This is a genomic window from Streptomyces sp. NPDC001401 (assembly GCF_042895385.1).
Lineage (GTDB): Bacteria > Actinomycetota > Actinomycetes > Streptomycetales > Streptomycetaceae > Streptomyces.
In genome coordinates, this window is record NZ_JBIAWI010000003.1 from 633,334 (window position 1) to 648,585 (window position 15,252).

The following is a 15,252-nucleotide window of genomic DNA, read 5'->3' on the forward strand; positions in this document are numbered from 1 at the left end:
CCCGGGTTGTCGGATTCTGTCATCCCCCAAGGGGCAGAGGGGGACGCCCCGACACTTCCCGAAACAGTTACCCGCAGTCACCCGGTGAACAGCTTCGTCGCCTTCTGTACGAGCTCGTACACCCCGTAGGCGAGCGGTGCCCCCACCCACAGCCAGGCGAAGGCGATCAGCGGGCGCCGGTCAGGCGGACTCTGGCTGCTGTCGTTCGACATCGACGGTCTCCTCCCTGGGAGCGGGAATGTGGTGGCGGGCGTGGACGGGCCGGACGAGTTCGTTGGCGACGAAGCCGACGACGAGCAGGCCGATCATGATGATGAAGGAGAGCTCGTACAGGGACGCGCCGCTCTTGCCGGCGCTCTTCTGGTGGTCGGCGATCCAGTTCACGATCAGCGGTCCGAGGACGCCGGCCGTGGACCAGGCGGTGAGCAACCGGCCGTGGATCGCACCGACTTGATACGTTCCAAAGAGATCCTTCAGATAGGCCGGAATGGTCGCGAACCCACCGCCGTAGAAGGACAGGATCACCATCGCGCACAGGATGAACAGCGGCTTCGAGGAGTCGCCGAACAGGGCGATCAGCCCGTACATCACCGCGCCGAAGCCCAGATAGACGCGGTAGATGTTCTTGCGTCCGATCAGGTCGGAGGTGGACGACCAGCCGATGCGGCCCGCCATGTTGGCGGCGGAGAGCAGCGCCACGAAACCGGCCGAGGCCGAGATGGAGACCGGGGTCGACGTGTTCTTGAAGAAGTCCTGGATCATCGGAGCGGCCTTCTCCAGGATGCCGATGCCGGCGGTCACGTTCATGCAGAGCACGACCCACAGACACCAGAACTGCGGGGTGCGGATGGCCGTCTTGGCGGAGACCTGCGGCCCCTGGAAGGCGCTCGGTGCGCCCTCGACCGGCGTCTCGGTCCGCGGCACCCGCACCAGCAGCACGCCCAGCGCCATGAACACGGCGTACGACAACCCGTGCACGAGGAACGCGAGCGCGATCCCCGAGCTGTCGGTGCCGAACGACTCCAGCATCTGCGTGGACCAAGGCGAGGCGATGAGCGCGCCGCCGCCGAAGCCCATGATGGCGATGCCGGTGGCCATGCCGGGCCGGTCCGGGAACCACTTGATCAGCGTGGAGACGGGCGAGATGTAACCGATGCCGAGGCCGATGCCACCGACGAAGCCGTAGCCGAGGACGATCAGCCAGTACTGCTCGGTGGCCGCGCCGAGCGCGGAGATCAGGAAGCCGGACGAGAAGCAGACCAGGGCGACGGTCATCGCCCAGCGCGGCCCGTTGCGCTCCACCAGCGTGCCGCCGAACGCCGCGGACAGGCCGAGCATGACGATGGCGAGCTGGAAGGGCAGCGCGCTCTGCGTGCCGCTGAGGCCGAGCGAGGACTCCAGGGGCGGCTTGAAAACGCTCCAGGCGTAGGCCTGGCCGATGGAGAGATGGACGGAGAGAGCGGCGGGGGGAACCAGCCAGCGGCTCCAGCCGGCCGGTGCGACAGGGGGACTCATGATCCCGAACGTAAGGGAACAGCAAGGGAGTTGAGAAGGCGGCACGTCGACCGTATGCGATGAACGGTATGCGGGACGCGCCGAGCGGTCGTACCGACCGGTTTTCCGAACCGTGCGCGAACCCTTGTCGCCCCCACCCCCATACTGTAGACAATATTCAGTCGACAGAGTTCGGCAGTGCGGCCATCTCCGCGGTATCCCTCGACCGAACGGAGCTCCCTCGTCATGAAAGTCGCAGTTCTGGGCGCCGGTGCGATCGGCGCCTACGTCGGTGCCGCGCTCCATCGCGCCGGCGCCGATGTGCATCTCGTCGCCCGTGGACCGCACTTGGCGGCCATGAGGCAGCACGGAGTCCGGGTGCTCAGCCCGCGCGGCGATTTCACCGCGCACGCCCACGCCACCGACGACCCGGCCGAGATCGGCCCGGTCGACTACGTCCTCCTGGGCCTGAAGGCCAACTCGTACGCGGCGTGCGGGCCGCTGATCGAGCCCCTTCTGCACGGGACCACGGCGGTCGTGGCCGCCCAGAACGGCATCCCCTGGTGGTACTTCCACCGGCACGGCGGCCCCCACGACGGCCACCGCGTCGAGAGCGTGGACCCGGACGGCGCGGTCAGTGCGGTGCTCGCGCCAAAGCGGGCCGTCGGGTGTGTCGTCTACGCGGCCACCGAGCTCGAAGGACCAGGTGTCGTACGGCACTTGGAAGGCACCCGGTTCTCCATCGGCGAGCCCGACCGCAGCGTGTCCAAGCGCTGTCTGGCCTTCAGCGAGGCAATGCAGGCCGGTGGCCTGAAGTGCCCCGTCGAGCCCGATCTGCGCAACGACATCTGGCTCAAGCTGCTCGGCAACATCTCCTTCAACCCGATCAGCGCGCTGGCCCGCGCCACCATGCGGCAGATGTGTCTGCACGGCGGCACCCGCAAGGTCATCGAGACCATGATGGCCGAGACCCTTGCAGTCGCCGAGGCGCTCGGCTGCGAGGTCGGCGTCTCCATCGAACGCCGCCTGGCCGGCGCCGAACGCGTCGGCGACCACCGCACCTCCACGCTCCAGGACCTGGAGCGCGGCAAACCGCTCGAACTCGACGTACTCCTCGCGGCCGTCGTCGAGTTGGCGGGGATCACCGGCGTGGAGGTGCCCACGCTGCGCACCGTGCACGCCATCTCGGACCTGCTCGCGCTGAGGAGCGCCGCATGAGGAAACGGCAACCGAAGACCTACACCCGATTGACCCACCCCCTCGTCCGCGACTCCCGCAACGAGCCGTTCCGACAGGCGAGTTGGGAGGATGCCCTGGACCGCGCGGCCCGCGGCCTGGAGCGCAACCGAAGCGCCTTCGGGATGTTCTCCTGTGCCCGCGCCACGAACGAGATGAACTACGTGGCCCAGAAGTTCGCGCGGGTCGTCATGGGCACCAACAACGTCGACTCCTGCAACCGCACGTGCCACGCCCCGAGCGTCGCCGGTCTCTCCGCCGCGTTCGGCTCAGGCGGCGGCACCTCCTCGTACGAGGAGATAGAGCACACCGACGTCATCGTGATGTGGGGCTCCAACGCCCGCTTCGCGCACCCGATCTTCTTCCAGCACGTCCTGAAGGGGATCAGGAACGGCGCCCGGATGTACGCCGTGGACCCGCGCCGCACGTCGACGGCCGAGTGGGCTGAGAGCTGGCTCGGCCTCAACGTCGGCACCGACATCCCGATGGCGCACGCGATCGGCCGCGAAATCATCCACGCGGGGCTGGCGAACGAGGCGTTCATCGAGCGGGCCACCTCCGGCTTCGAGGAGTACAGGAAGCTCGTCGAACCGTGGACGCTGTCCCTCGCCGAGAAGGTGACGGGCGTACCGGCCCGCGCCATAAGGGAGTTGGCGCATGCCTACGCCCGCGCCGAGCGTGCACAGCTGTGCTGGACCCTCGGCATCACAGAGCACCACAACGGCACGGACAACGTCCGCGCGCTGATCAACCTGTCGCTGCTGACCGGCCAAGTGGGCCGGTACGGCGCCGGGTTGCAGCCCCTGCGCGGCCAGAACAACGTGCAGGGCGGCGGCGACATGGGCGCCATCCCCAACCGCCTGCCCGGCTTCCAGGACATCCTCGACCCGGACTCCCGACTGAAGTTCGAGTCGGCCTGGGACACCGTCATCCAGCCCCACTACGGGCTGAATCTCACGGAGATGTTCGAGGCGATGGAGGAGGGCACGCTCAGGGCCGTCTACTGCATCGGTGAGAACCCGGCACAGTCGGAGGCCGACAGCGAGCAGGCCGTACGCCGGATGCGGCAGCTCGACTTCCTCGTCGTGCAGGACATCTTCCTCACCAAGACGGCCGAGCTGGCGGACGTTGTCCTGCCCGCGACCGCCGGCTGGGCCGAGACCGACGGCACAACCACCAACAGCGAGCGGCGAGTTCAGCGGGTGCGGCGTGCGGTCGCCCCGCCCGGCGAGGCCCGCGAGGACATCGACATCATGTGCGAGCTGGCGGCACGCCTCGGCCACGACTGGAAGTACGCCGACGCCGAGGCCGTCTGGAACGAGCTGCGCTCGGTCTCTCCGGACCACTACGGGATGACGTACGAGCGCCTGGAGGAGCAGCAGGGCATCCAGTGGCCGTGCCCGAGCACCGACGGGCTCGAACCGACCTATCTGCACGGACGGTTGTGGGAGAAGGACCCGGCCAGGCGCGGGATGCCCGCGCCCTTCGGAATCGTCCAGCACGATCCGCCCGTCGACCTCACCGACGAGGACTACCCCGTCCGGCTGACGACCGGGCGGCGCCTCGACTCCTACAACACCGGTGTGCAGAGCGGCGGTTTCTCCTCCCCGCTGCGCCGCGGCGAGTACATCGAGCTGTGCCCGGAGGACGCCGAGCGCTACGGGGTCGTGGTCGGCGAGGAGGTCCAGGTGTCCTCGCGGCGGGGTTCGGTCGTGGCGCCCGTATGGGTCGACACGGCTCTTCGCCCCGGGCTCGCCTTCATGACCATGCACTTTCCCGACGAGGTGGACACCAACCAGCTGACGATCGAGGCGAACTGCCCGATCGCGGGGACGGCGGAGTTCAAGGCGTCGGCGATCCGGATCGAGAAGCTTCCGGTTGCGACCATCGTGAGGTGATGTGGTGGACCTGCACTTCGGCGACAGCAAGCCGACGGACGACGAACGGGCCGCCGTGGACGCCCTGTTGGGCCCTCCGGAGTCCTCGTGGGAGGGGGCGGACCGTTCCGACGCCGACCTGAGGTGGGCCCGCGGCGGCCGCGAGGCCCGGGAGAGGCGCGACCTGCTGTTGCCGGGGCTGCATGCGATCAACGACCGGATCGGCTGGATCAGCGAGGGCGCCCTGGACTACCTGTGCCGGCGGCTGACCGTGCCGCCGGCGGAGGCGTACGGCGTCGCCACCTTCTACGCCATGTTCTCGGTCGGGCCCCGCCCCGCGACCGTGCTCCACGTGTGCACGGACCTGGCCTGCGCGGCGGCCGGGGCGTCCGAGCTGTGCGCCGGAGTCAAAGCACGGCTCGGGCTCGGCAGTGGCGTCCACGTCGAGCGCAGCCCCTGCCTCGGCCTGTGCGAGCGGGCCCCGGCGGCACTCGCGGTCAAGGCCGGGGACCCGGTGCGTACGGCCGTGTCGGCGCCGGCGACGGTCGAGGCGGCCGTACTCGCCGCGAGTGCACCCGACTCGGCGCCGGAGGAACCGCCGGCGGCGATGGCGGTGCCCCAGGCGGGACAGGACGGCCTGGTCCTCCTTCGGCGGGTCGGTGTGGTGGACCCGGAAAGCCTCGACGACTATCGCTCCCACGGCGGCTACACCGCCCTGCGCCGGGCCTTCGAGCTCGGCCCCGCCGGGGTCATCCGCGAGGTCACCGACTCCGGACTGGTCGGGCGCGGCGGCGCCGCCTTCCCCACCGGCCGCAAATGGCAGGCCACGGCGTCGCAGCCCGACCACCCGCACTACCTGGTGTGCAATGCCGACGAGTCCGAGCCGGGCACCTTCAAGGACCGCGTGATCATGGAGGGCGACCCGTACGCACTGGTCGAAGCGATGACGATCGCGGCGTACGCGACCGGCGCCCACCGGGGCCACCTCTACCTGCGCGGCGAGTACCCGCGCGCCCTGCACCGCCTGGAGCACGCCATCGTGCAGGCACGCGCGCGTGGCTTCCTCGGCGACGACGTCCTCGGCCAGGGCTACGCCTTCGACATCGAGATCCGGCGGGGCGCGGGCGCCTACATCTGCGGCGAGGAGACGGCCCTGTTCAACTCCATCGAGGGCTACCGGGGCGAGCCGCGCTCGAAGCCGCCCTTCCCGGTGGAGAAGGGTCTGTTCGGCAAACCGACCGTGGAGAACAATGTCGAGACGCTGATCAACGTGCTGCCGATCCTGACGATGGGCGCCCCGGCCTACGCGGCGATCGGCACCGGGAGGTCCACCGGGCCGAAGCTGTTCTGCGTCTCAGGCAGCGTGGACCGGCCCGGCATCTACGAGCTGCCCTTCGGCGCCACCCTCGGCGACCTGCTCGAGCGGGCAGGTGTGCGCGAGCGGCTGCGGGCGGTGCTGCTCGGCGGCGCGGCGGGCGGCTTCGTAAGGCCGGACGAACTGGACATCCCGCTCACCTTCGAAGGCACGCGGGAGGCGGGCACGACACTCGGCTCGGGGGTCGTCATGGCCTTCGACGACACCGTGCCGCTCCCCCGGCTACTGCTGCGCATCGCCGAGTTCTTCCGCGACGAGTCCTGCGGCCAGTGCGTGCCCTGCCGGGTCGGGACCGTGCGCCAGGAGGAGGCGCTGCACCGGATCGCCGAGCGCACGGGGGCGGCGGCCGCCGACGACATCGCCCTGCTCAGGGAGGTCGGCCGCGCGATGCGGGACGCCTCGATCTGCGGTCTGGGACAGACCGCGTGGAACGCCGTGGAATCCGCCATCGACCGTCTGGGGGCGTACGAATGACCGTGACACCGCTGGGGATCCCGCGTCGGCTGCTGGAGTTCACCATCGACGGCCAGGCGGTCCGGGCGCCCGAGGGCTCGACGATCCTCGACGCCTGCCGGGCGGCCGGGAAGGACGTCCCGACCCTCTGCCAGGGCGACACGCTGCGGCCCAAGAACGCCTGCCGCGTCTGCGTCGTCGAGGTCGAGGGCTCCCGCACCCTGGTCCCCGCCTGCTCCCGCCGGGCAGAGCCCGGTATGGAGGTCCGCACCGACACGGAACGGGCCCGCCACAGCCGCAAGATCGTCCTCGAACTGCTCGCCTCGTCGGTCGACTTGTCGACGACGCCACAAGTCGCTGATTGGATCAAGGAGTACGAGGCGAAGCCGGACCGTTTCGGCCCGGACGCGGCCCGCCTGGGCGAGGAGCCCAAGGTCGACAACGATCTGTACGTACGCGACTACGACAAGTGCATCCTCTGCTACAAGTGCGTGGACGCCTGCGGCGACCAGTGGCAGAACACCTTCGCCATCTCGGTCTCCGGCCGCGGCTTCGACGCCCGGATCGCCGTCGAGCACGACGCGCCGCTCACCGACTCGGCGTGCGTGTACTGCGGGAACTGCATCGAGGTGTGCCCGACGGGGGCGCTGTCGTTCAAGTCGGAGTTCGACATGCGCGCGGCAGGTACGTGGGACCGGTCGGCGCAGACGGAGACGACGACGGTGTGCGCGTACTGCGGAGTGGGCTGCAACCTCACTCTCCACGTGCAGGACAATGAAATCGTGAAGGTCACCTCACCGCACGACAACCCGGTGACCCACGGCAACCTCTGCATCAAGGGCCGCTTCGGCTACCAGCACGTACAGAACCGGGACTGAGACACGACATGGGACGAGTCACGGAACGACGCAAGGTGATCCGCATCCGGGACGGGGCCGTCTCCGCCCGCCCGGACACGCTCGTCGCCGAGGAACCGCTGGAGATCCGGCTGAACGGCAAGCCGCTCGCGATCACCATGCGCACCCCGGGCGACGACTTCGCGCTGGCCGCGGGCTTCCTGGTCAGCGAGGGCGTGCTCGCGGAGCAGGACGATCTGCAGAACATCGTGTACTGCGCGGGGGCCACGGTCGACGGCTCGAACACGTACAACGTGGTGGACGTGCGGACCGCGCCGGGCGTCGCGATCCCCGACATCACGCTCGAGCGGAACGTGTACACCACCTCGTCCTGCGGGCTGTGCGGCAAGGCGAGCCTGGACGCGGTCCGTACGACGGCCCGCTGGCCGATAGCCGACACTCCCCCGGTCCGCGTCGAACCCGAGCTGCTCGCGAGCCTCCCCGACCGGCTGCGCGCGGCCCAGCGGGTCTTCGACCGGACCGGGGGTCTGCACGCGGCGGCCCTGTTCACGGAGGACGGCGAGCTGCTGGACATACGGGAGGACGTGGGCCGGCACAACGCGGTCGACAAGCTGGTGGGGCGCGCCCTGCAGAACGGCGACCTGCCGCTGTCCCGCACGATCCTGCTGGTCTCGGGCCGCGCCTCGTTCGAGCTGGCGCAGAAGGCGGTCATGGCCGGGATCCCGGTCCTGGCGGCGGTCTCGGCGCCCTCCTCCCTCGCCGTCGACCTGGCCGCGGAGACGGGTCTGACCCTGGTGGGCTTCCTGCGGGGCAGCTCCATGAACGTGTACGCGGGCGAGAACCGCATCGCCTTGCGGACCGCGGCCGCCCAGGGGTGACCGGCTCTCCGCGACACGGCGGCGGGGCCCCGCCCGGCGGGGAGCGCCCCCTGCGCCGGAGGGGCCCCGCCTCAGACCAGGGCCTGCCTGACAATTTCCGTTGTCCGCCAGGCGAGCGGGGGAAGAGCCGCGTGGGCGGTTCGGCAACGCCGCGAGGATGGTGCCGGACGCCGCGCAACAGGCGGGAATTGTCAGGCAGGCCCCAGGGCCCGTGCCGCTTCGACGAAGGCCGCGACCAGGGGTGAGCGGCGGTCCGTCTCCCAGGCGAGGAACACCTGGTCGGCTTCGGCGTCCGGCACGGGCACGTAGATGATGTCGGGGCGGGAGTACTGCTCGGCGATCGACACCGGTACGAGCGTGATGCCCGTGCCCGCCGCCACCCGCTCGAACTTCTCCTCGACCGTGCGGATCGGCACGTCGTCGGGCCCGGGGTCGGAGTAGCGCAGCCAGGTCTCGCCGTCCAGGTCGGACAGGGCCAGCTCCTGCTTTCCGGCGAGCCGGTGGTCCGCGGGCAGCATCGCCACCCGGGCCTCGGTGAACAGCGGGAGCAGCCTGAGGCCGCGCTCGTCGATGGGCCTGCGCACATACGCGAGGTCGACGGTCCCGTCGAGGATCAGTCGCTCCTGATCGTCCCACTCGACGCGGCGGGCCTGGACGTCGACGTCCGGGTGCGCGGCACCGAAGGCACGCAGAGCCTGCGTGACGACGACGCCCGCGCGAAACCCCACGACGAGCCGGCGCGGGCCCCGGGCGGTCCGCCGCACCCTGCGCCGGGTCGCATCGGCGGCGGCGAGCAACTGAACTGCGTCGTCGAGGAGTTGGCGCCCCGCAGCCGTCAAGGTCACGCCGTGGCTGTTGCGTTCGAACAGCACGGCGCCCAAGTCCTTCTCCAGAGCCTTGATCTGACGGCTCAGCACAGGCTGCGCGATGTGCAGCTCCTCGGCGGCCCGCCCGAAGTGCAGCAGCTCGGCCACCGCCACGAAGTAGCGGACCTTCCGCAGGTCGAGGTCCATGAGTGCCCCTTCCGTCCGCGATGCCTTCAGGGTATCGCCACTGCTCGAAGAGGTCTTGGACGCCTGGTCGGGGGCGGTCGCATGCTGGATCGCGAACCCACGACGGAAACCCACGACACAAGGGGAGCGGCATGAGCCTGCAACGACAGCGGATCGTCGTCATCGGCGGTACGGCGGGGATCGGACTGGCGGTCGCGAAGGGCGCCGCCCGGGAGGGTGCGGACGTGGTGGTCGCCTCGCGCCGGCAGGAGAGCGTGGACGCCGCGCTGAAGCGGCTGCCGGCCGGCGCCGAGGGGCACACCCTGGACGCGACCGACGAGGAGGCCGTACACGCCTTCTTCGACCGGGTCGGCGACTTCGACCACCTCGTCTACACGGCCGGTGACTCCATCCTGATGGAGGGCCTCGCCGAGTCCGACCTGGGGCGGGCCCGGCGCTTCCTGGACACCCGGCTGTGGGGCGCGTACACGGCCGTCAAGCACGGCGCCGCGTCCGTCCGGCCCGGCGGTTCCGTGGTCCTGACGACCGGCACCGCCGGCCGGCGTCCGATGCCGGGCACGACGGTCGCGGCGAGCCTGTGCGGGGCGATGGAGTCGCTCACCCGCGCACTGGCCCTGGAGCTCGCCCCGGTCCGGGTCAACGTCGTCTCGCCCGGCGTGATCCGCACCGAGCTGTGGCGCGACCTGCCCGAGGCGGAGCGCGAGGGCCTGTACGCGTCCGCCGCCGGCTCGCTCCCCGTGGGCCGGGTCGGCGAGCCTGCCGACGTCGCCGAGGCGTACCTCTATCTGATGCGCGGCGGCTACAGCACCGGCTCGGTCGTCACGGTGGACGGCGGCGGAACGCTCGTCTGAGGCCTGCGCCGAGGGGTGCGGCTCAGGCCACGAACCGCACCTCGGCCGCCGCCACCACGGTGCCCAGCCGCGGGAAGTCCAGCCGCACCGACGCCTCGTGCTCGGCGGCCGTGAGTGCGGCCATGGCGTCCTCGACGAAGACCAGGTCGTAGCCGAGGTCTCCGGCGGCCCGGGCGGTGGACTCGACGCCGAGGTTGGTGGCGATACCGCCGAAGACGAGTGTGTTGACGCCGCGGCCGCGCAGGAGATCGTCCAGTCCCGTGCCCTGGAAGCCGCCGATGGTCCGCTTCACGACCTCCAGGTCGCCGTCCCGGGCCAGGCCGGGCACCAGCCCGCTGCCGGGCGGCTGTTCGGCGACGGCGGGGCGTTCGACGCGGACGAGGACGACGGTGGCGCCCGCCGAGCGGAACGCGGTCGCCAACTCCTCGGCGGCGGACAGGACTTCGGTGCCCTTGCGGGGCTCCAGGGGCAGCGCGACGATCCGGTCCATCAGATCGACGAGGACAAGGGCGCTGCGCGCGGGATCGAGGGCGAGGGATACGGCCATGACGGAACGTTATCCGCCGTCAGCTCTCCGTACCGGAAATCCGGATCAACAGGCCCATGAACCGGTCGCGTTCGGCCGCCGACAGCGGCGCGAGCAGCTCGTCGTTGGCCGTGCGCGCCGCGCGCTCGCAGCGCTTCAGCAGCCGTGCGCCCTGCCCGGTGAGCGACACCGCGTTCTTGCGCCGGTCCTTGGGGTCCGGTTCCCGTACGACGAGGCCCGCGGACTGCAGGTCGTTGAGGACACCGACCAGGTCCTTCGGGTCGAGCTGCACGCTGCGCCCGAGGTCGGCCTGGGCGACGGGGCCGAGGTCACGGACGGCGGAGAGCACCACGTGGTGCCACATCTTCAGCCCTTCCGCGGCCAGCGCCTCGGCCACCAGGGCCCGGCCGCGCGCGGCGGCACGGCCGAGCAGCCAGCTGGGCAGGGAGCGGATCGCGGCGAGGGGGGCTTCGGGCATGCCGACACCCTAGCGAAGAATCATTGGACTTCCCAATGACTCTCGGGCTACCGTTGGGACGCCCAATGAATCCGTTGGGAGTCCCAACGATGCCTGGAGGTGTGATGCGCCGCGTCCGCTACGAGTCCACCGGCGGCCCTTTGCTTGTGGAGGAAGCCCCGGTCCCCGAGCCCGGCCCCGGCGAACTCCTCGTCCGCTGCGAGGCCGTGGGCGTCACGCTCCCCGTCGTCCGCAAGGTCACCGAGGCCGCCGAGCCGATCCCGCTGGGCGGTGAGATCGCGGGCGAGGTCGTGGCAGTCGGCGAGGGCGTCACCCGATTCCGCGCGGGCGACCGCGTGACCGGGCTGTGCTTCGGGCACGGCTACGCCGATTTCGCGCTCCTGCACGAGGCCATGGCCTCCCCCGTGCCGGACACCGCGTCGGCCGTCGACGCGGTCGCCCTCGTCCGCAGCGGCCTCGTCGCCCTCGGCGCCCTGGAGTCCGCGCGCCCCGAACCGGGCGAGACGGCGCTGGTCACGGCCGCCGCGAGCGGGGTCGGCCACCTGGCCGTGCAGCTGGCGAGGGTGCGGGGTGCGGCCCGGGTGGCGGGCGCGGTGTCCGATCCGGGCAAGGCCGACTTCGTGCGTTCCCTCGGCGCCGACGACGTCGTCGTGTACGACGACGACAGCTGGGGAGCTCCCGTCGACTACGTCTTGGACGCGGTCGGCGGCGAACTCCTCACCCCGGCCGTCGCCGCCCTCGCTCCGGGCGGGCGGCTGGTGGCGTACAGCTCGGGCGGCGGGACGATCCAGGCGTACGACCTTCTCGTCGGCGCCAAGTCCGTGATCGGCTTCCAGATGGCGCGGATCGCCCGCGGGAAGCCGGAATTGTACGAGCGCCTGCGTCAGGAGCTGTGGCAGCTGTTCACGGAGGGCGCGTTGAAGCCTGCCGTGCACGGGGAGTTCGCGCTGGAGGACGCGGCGAAGGCGCATGCGGTGATCGAGTCGCGGAGCAACCTGGGCAAGGTGGTCCTGCGCCCCTGAAATCTGCGGCTGCGCCCTGAAATCTGCATCTATGCGTCAGCCCTGACGCTCCGTCACCACCCATCCGGCGTAGTCGGCGGCCATGGCAGACCCCCGGCGGCGACTGGCTCGTTGTGTCCGGTGAGTTCAAAGGGTCGCGGCCGGTGCGGCCCGTCGTCCAAATAGGAGATCCGCAAGTAGGAGATCCAAGTAGGAGGCAGTCACTTGGATGCCGGCACCACCCTGCTCGGCTCGTTACTGGCGGCCACGGGCGTGCTCGGGGCAGCCGCCGTGGCGTATCTGGGCAAGCGCGGGGAGAACGCGCTGAGCGGCTACTCCAGCCTGACCGACAAGCTGCAGACCGAGCGCGACCGCCTGGAACGTCAGGTCGCCGAACGGGACACGCGCATCAGCGAGTTGTCCACCATGCACGCGGCCGACCAGTCGGAGATCGCACGGCTACGGCTCGACATCCACCGCCTCGGAGGTGCGCCGTGAAGTCCCGTTTCGAGCGGCTGCTCGCGCCCCGCTGGCGCAGCGTCTTCCTCGTCTGCGTCCTGATCGCCCTGTCCGGCGTCGCCGTGATCCTGTGGGCGCGCATCGACGCCGGGGACCGCCGCGCCGACCAGATGCAGGCCGAGGCCGACCGCCGCGGCAAGGCCGTGTCCACGCTCGCCGCGGATGTCCGCGCCCTGCGCGCCCAGGTCCGGGCCGGTGGCGGCACCCCGGCCGCACCCGACCCGTCCGAGGCGGTCCACGACCTGCTCGACCGGATCCGGGTGCCGGCGGCGCTGCCCGGCGCGCGTGGCGCGAAGGGCGAGCGCGGAGCCACGGGTGCCGGCGGCGCGGCCGGCGCAAGCGGACCGCGCGGCGAGCCCGGCCCGTCGGGGCCACCGGGACCCGAGGGGCCGGAGGGCTCCCCGGGTCCGTCCGGTCCGCCCGGCGATCCCGGTGCCACGGGGCCCGACGGAGCCGCCGGTCCCGAGGGCCGCTCGGGCGTCGACGGCACCCAGGGCTCCCAGGGCATTCAGGGCCCGAAGGGCGAGAAGGGCGACCCCGGCCCCCAGGGCCCGCCGGGCCCCGCCTGCCCCGACGGCTACACCCTCCAGGTCCCCGCCACCGACCCGGACGCCCTGGTCTGCCGCAAGGCGGGCGCGGCCGCTCCGGCGCCGAGTCCCGGTCCCGCGGCCGTACTCCCGGTCCTCCCGGTTCTGCGCCGCCGCGATCCCGGCGAGTAGCTGCACGGTCCTTGTGAGGCTCCGGAGGCCCCAACTAGCCTCTGTGGCACGGACATTGGACGTGGGATGTCCAGATGTCCAGACCTCTGAAGGGCAGGTTCGCACCATGCCGTCACGTCTTCGCGCACGTCTGAGAACCGTCATCGCAGCAGTCGCCGTCACGGCCGCACTGGCCGTGTCACCGAATCCCGCGCACGCCCAACCCCCCACCGCAACCCCCGAGTTCGACCAGCAGGTCATCTTCAAGGCCGCCCAGGACCCCGGCTACGCCTGCTTCCGCATACCGGCGATCGTGAAGAGCGCCGACGGCACACTGCTGGCGTTCGCCGAGGGGCGCGTCCGCAACTGCGGGGACGCCGGCGACATCGACATCGTCCTCAAGCGCTCCACGGACGGCGGCCGCACCTGGGGCCCGCTCCAGGTCGTCACCGAGGGCGGCGGCGACACGCACGGCAACCCGGCGCCGGTCGTGGACCACACAACGGGCCGCATCCTGCTGGCCGAGACGTACAACACGGGCCGTGCGGACGGCTCCAGTTGTTCGGTGCCCTGCGACCGGACCCCGCATCTGCAGTACAGCGACGACGACGGGCTGACGTGGTCCGAGCCGCGTGACCTCAGCTCCGAGATCCTGCCCGCGGACTGGAACTCCTGGTACGCCACCGGGCCCGTGCACGGCATCCAGCTCACCCGCGGCAGGCATGCCGGGCGGCTGGTCTTCGGCGTCAACACCGAGACGTGGAAGGGCAGTCGGGTCACCGCCAACCATGCGGCGCTGATCGTGAGCGACGACGGCGGCGAGAACTGGCGGATCGGTGCCACCGACTCCTGGCCGATCGCCGACGACGGCACCTTCCGGCAGAAGCCCTCCGAGGTCACGCTCACCGAGCGCACCGACGGCTCGGTCCTGGTCAGCGGCCGCGAACAGGACGGCACCGACCTCGGCCACCGCACCCAGGCGGTCAGCCGGGACGGCGGCGACAGCTTCACCGCCCCCTTCCGTGACCTGCCCGACCTCTACACGCCCCAGGTCCAGGGCTCGATGCTGCGCCTTGGCGACCGCATCCTGCTGGCCTGCCCGGGTGATCCGGACCGCCGCCGGACCATGATGATCCGCTCCTCGTACGACGGCGGCCGCACCTGGGACAGCGTGGACCGCGGCACGGTCGTGACGACGGACTGGTCGGGCTACTCCGACATGGCGCGGATCGACCACGACACCGTGGGGCTGATGTACGAGGGCGGTGCCGTCGACGCACGCGACGAGATCCGCTTCGCCCGCTTCACCGAGGACTGGCTGCAGCCGCGCCGCGGCCCGGACCCGACCACCGTCGACCGGGCCCCGTACGCCAGGCCCGCGGCCGTGCTCGGCGGCGCCGAGGAGACGGACGGGGTGTTCGCCGGGGCGCTGGAGTTCGACGGCGCCGACGACGCCGTACGCCTGCCGTATCGCGACGAACTCCCGCTCGGGACAAAGGACTTCACGGCCTCGCTCTGGTTCCGGTACACGGCCACGACCGGGGAGCAGCCGCTGCTGTGGATGGGCGGGATCGGCACCACCCAGCCCCAGGTCTGGCTGCGGGGCGAGCCCGCGAGCAACCGCATCCAGGGCCTGATCACCGTGCGCAACGGCGCGGCTGCCCCGCAGTCCGCGTATGTCCGCACGACCGGCGCCTACAACGACGGGCAGTGGCACCATCTGGCGCTGCGGCGCGGCGGCGGTCGGCTCACGCTGTTCATCGACGGTACGGAGCTCAGCACCGCAGACGTGCCCGGTTCGGTCAGCCGCAACTCGCCGTTCGGTGTACACATCGGGCAGCGCATGGACAGCCGGGCCTTCTTCACCGGCGCGATCGACGACGTCCATGTGTGGGACCGGGCGCTGAGCGACGAGGAACTCGCCGGCCGCGACACCTCCGTGAAGGACACCGTGCTCTGGCTGCCCATGGACCATGTGAGCGGCAGCCACTAACGT

Annotated in this window: 15 protein-coding genes; 10 read left to right on the forward strand and 5 right to left on the reverse strand. The window is 71.1% G+C overall.

What is annotated here, in order from left to right:
• Positions 1 to 77 precede the first annotated feature (77 nt).
• Positions 78 to 212: a hypothetical protein gene (locus tag ACFY10_RS14840; RefSeq protein ID WP_266962832.1), complete on the reverse strand. Its 135-nt coding sequence runs from the start codon at positions 210 to 212 to the stop codon at positions 78 to 80.
• On the reverse strand, positions 181 to 1,515 hold the full coding sequence (locus ACFY10_RS14845) for an OFA family MFS transporter (RefSeq protein WP_390665473.1): 1,335 nt from the start codon (positions 1,513 to 1,515) through the stop codon (positions 181 to 183). The genes ACFY10_RS14840 and ACFY10_RS14845 overlap by 32 nt, the downstream gene beginning before the upstream one ends.
• Before the next feature lie 225 nt (positions 1,516 to 1,740).
• On the opposite strand from ACFY10_RS14845, the gene ACFY10_RS14850 reads away from it, so the two are divergent.
• From ACFY10_RS14850 to fdhD, 5 genes are read left to right on the forward strand one after another with little or no spacing between them, the layout of a single operon-like run.
• Entirely contained in the window at positions 1,741 to 2,712 is a 972-nt protein-coding gene (locus ACFY10_RS14850) for a 2-dehydropantoate 2-reductase (RefSeq protein WP_390665474.1), read from the forward strand.
• Entirely contained in the window at positions 2,709 to 4,628 is a 1,920-nt protein-coding gene (locus ACFY10_RS14855; protein ID WP_390665475.1) for a molybdopterin oxidoreductase family protein, read from the forward strand. The genes ACFY10_RS14850 and ACFY10_RS14855 overlap by 4 nt, the downstream gene beginning before the upstream one ends.
• Before the next feature lie 4 nt (positions 4,629 to 4,632).
• On the forward strand, positions 4,633 to 6,456 hold the full coding sequence (locus tag ACFY10_RS14860) for an NADH-ubiquinone oxidoreductase-F iron-sulfur binding region domain-containing protein (protein ID WP_390665476.1): 1,824 nt from the start codon (positions 4,633 to 4,635) through the stop codon (positions 6,454 to 6,456).
• Positions 6,453 to 7,313: a 2Fe-2S iron-sulfur cluster-binding protein gene (locus tag ACFY10_RS14865; RefSeq protein ID WP_390665477.1), complete on the forward strand. Its 861-nt coding sequence runs from the start codon at positions 6,453 to 6,455 to the stop codon at positions 7,311 to 7,313. Before ACFY10_RS14860 ends, ACFY10_RS14865 begins: the two co-directional genes overlap by 4 nt.
• A gap of 8 nt (positions 7,314 to 7,321) precedes the next feature.
• Positions 7,322 to 8,170 carry a formate dehydrogenase accessory sulfurtransferase FdhD gene (gene fdhD, locus ACFY10_RS14870; protein ID WP_390665478.1) on the forward strand — a complete coding sequence of 283 codons (849 nt, stop codon included), beginning with the start codon at positions 7,322 to 7,324 and terminating at the stop codon, positions 8,168 to 8,170.
• 191 nt (positions 8,171 to 8,361) lie between these two features.
• On the opposite strand, the gene ACFY10_RS14875 is transcribed toward fdhD, so the two are convergent.
• On the reverse strand, positions 8,362 to 9,183 hold the full coding sequence (locus ACFY10_RS14875; RefSeq protein WP_390665479.1) for a LysR family transcriptional regulator: 822 nt from the start codon (positions 9,181 to 9,183) through the stop codon (positions 8,362 to 8,364).
• A gap of 131 nt (positions 9,184 to 9,314) precedes the next feature.
• On the opposite strand from ACFY10_RS14875, the gene ACFY10_RS14880 reads away from it, so the two are divergent.
• Complete coding sequence (locus ACFY10_RS14880; protein ID WP_390665480.1) at positions 9,315 to 10,034, forward strand: SDR family oxidoreductase; 720 nt, start codon at positions 9,315 to 9,317, stop codon at positions 10,032 to 10,034.
• 22 nt (positions 10,035 to 10,056) lie between these two features.
• Here the strand turns inward: ACFY10_RS14880 and ACFY10_RS14885 are convergent, their stop codons facing one another.
• Entirely contained in the window at positions 10,057 to 10,581 is a 525-nt protein-coding gene (locus ACFY10_RS14885; protein WP_390665481.1) for an isochorismatase family protein, read from the reverse strand.
• 19 nt (positions 10,582 to 10,600) lie between these two features.
• Positions 10,601 to 11,038, reverse strand: a complete 438-nt coding sequence (locus ACFY10_RS14890) for a MarR family transcriptional regulator (RefSeq protein ID WP_266962818.1) — start codon at positions 11,036 to 11,038, stop codon at positions 10,601 to 10,603.
• Between the two features lie 104 nt (positions 11,039 to 11,142).
• Here ACFY10_RS14890 and ACFY10_RS14895 point away from each other — a divergent pair, with 104 nt between their 5' ends.
• The 4 genes from ACFY10_RS14895 to ACFY10_RS14910 all read left to right on the forward strand — a co-directional run bounded on the left by ACFY10_RS14895 (position 11,143) and on the right by ACFY10_RS14910 (position 15,249).
• Positions 11,143 to 12,060 carry a zinc-binding alcohol dehydrogenase family protein gene (locus ACFY10_RS14895; protein ID WP_390665579.1) on the forward strand — a complete coding sequence of 306 codons (918 nt, stop codon included), beginning with the start codon at positions 11,143 to 11,145 and terminating at the stop codon, positions 12,058 to 12,060.
• 204 nt (positions 12,061 to 12,264) lie between these two features.
• The gene (locus ACFY10_RS14900; RefSeq protein WP_390665482.1) at positions 12,265 to 12,537 is read left to right on the forward strand and encodes a hypothetical protein; all 273 of its coding nucleotides are present in this window, start codon (positions 12,265 to 12,267) and stop codon (positions 12,535 to 12,537) included.
• Positions 12,534 to 13,277: a collagen-like protein gene (locus ACFY10_RS14905; protein ID WP_390665483.1), complete on the forward strand. Its 744-nt coding sequence runs from the start codon at positions 12,534 to 12,536 to the stop codon at positions 13,275 to 13,277. The genes ACFY10_RS14900 and ACFY10_RS14905 overlap by 4 nt, the downstream gene beginning before the upstream one ends.
• Positions 13,278 to 13,383: 106 nt before the next feature.
• Positions 13,384 to 15,249, forward strand: a complete 1,866-nt coding sequence (locus ACFY10_RS14910; protein WP_390665484.1) for an exo-alpha-sialidase — start codon at positions 13,384 to 13,386, stop codon at positions 15,247 to 15,249.
• Positions 15,250 to 15,252: the final 3 nt, after the last annotated feature.

Coding starts and splice junctions, on each gene's coding strand:
- ACFY10_RS14840 (WP_266962832.1), bottom strand. CDS start 212: ATGTCGAACGACAGCAGCCAGAGTCCGCCTGACCGGCGCCCGCTGATC.
- ACFY10_RS14845 (WP_390665473.1), bottom strand. CDS start 1,515: ATGAGTCCCCCTGTCGCACCGGCCGGCTGGAGCCGCTGGCTGGTTCCC.
- ACFY10_RS14850 (WP_390665474.1), top strand. CDS start 1,741: ATGAAAGTCGCAGTTCTGGGCGCCGGTGCGATCGGCGCCTACGTCGGT.
- ACFY10_RS14855 (WP_390665475.1), top strand. CDS start 2,709: ATGAGGAAACGGCAACCGAAGACCTACACCCGATTGACCCACCCCCTC.
- ACFY10_RS14865 (WP_390665477.1), top strand. CDS start 6,453: ATGACCGTGACACCGCTGGGGATCCCGCGTCGGCTGCTGGAGTTCACC.
- fdhD (WP_390665478.1), top strand. CDS start 7,322: ATGGGACGAGTCACGGAACGACGCAAGGTGATCCGCATCCGGGACGGG.
- ACFY10_RS14875 (WP_390665479.1), bottom strand. CDS start 9,183: ATGGACCTCGACCTGCGGAAGGTCCGCTACTTCGTGGCGGTGGCCGAG.
- ACFY10_RS14880 (WP_390665480.1), top strand. CDS start 9,315: ATGAGCCTGCAACGACAGCGGATCGTCGTCATCGGCGGTACGGCGGGG.
- ACFY10_RS14885 (WP_390665481.1), bottom strand. CDS start 10,581: ATGGCCGTATCCCTCGCCCTCGATCCCGCGCGCAGCGCCCTTGTCCTC.
- ACFY10_RS14890 (WP_266962818.1), bottom strand. CDS start 11,038: ATGCCCGAAGCCCCCCTCGCCGCGATCCGCTCCCTGCCCAGCTGGCTG.
- ACFY10_RS14895 (WP_390665579.1), top strand. CDS start 11,143: ATGCGCCGCGTCCGCTACGAGTCCACCGGCGGCCCTTTGCTTGTGGAG.
- ACFY10_RS14910 (WP_390665484.1), top strand. CDS start 13,384: ATGCCGTCACGTCTTCGCGCACGTCTGAGAACCGTCATCGCAGCAGTC.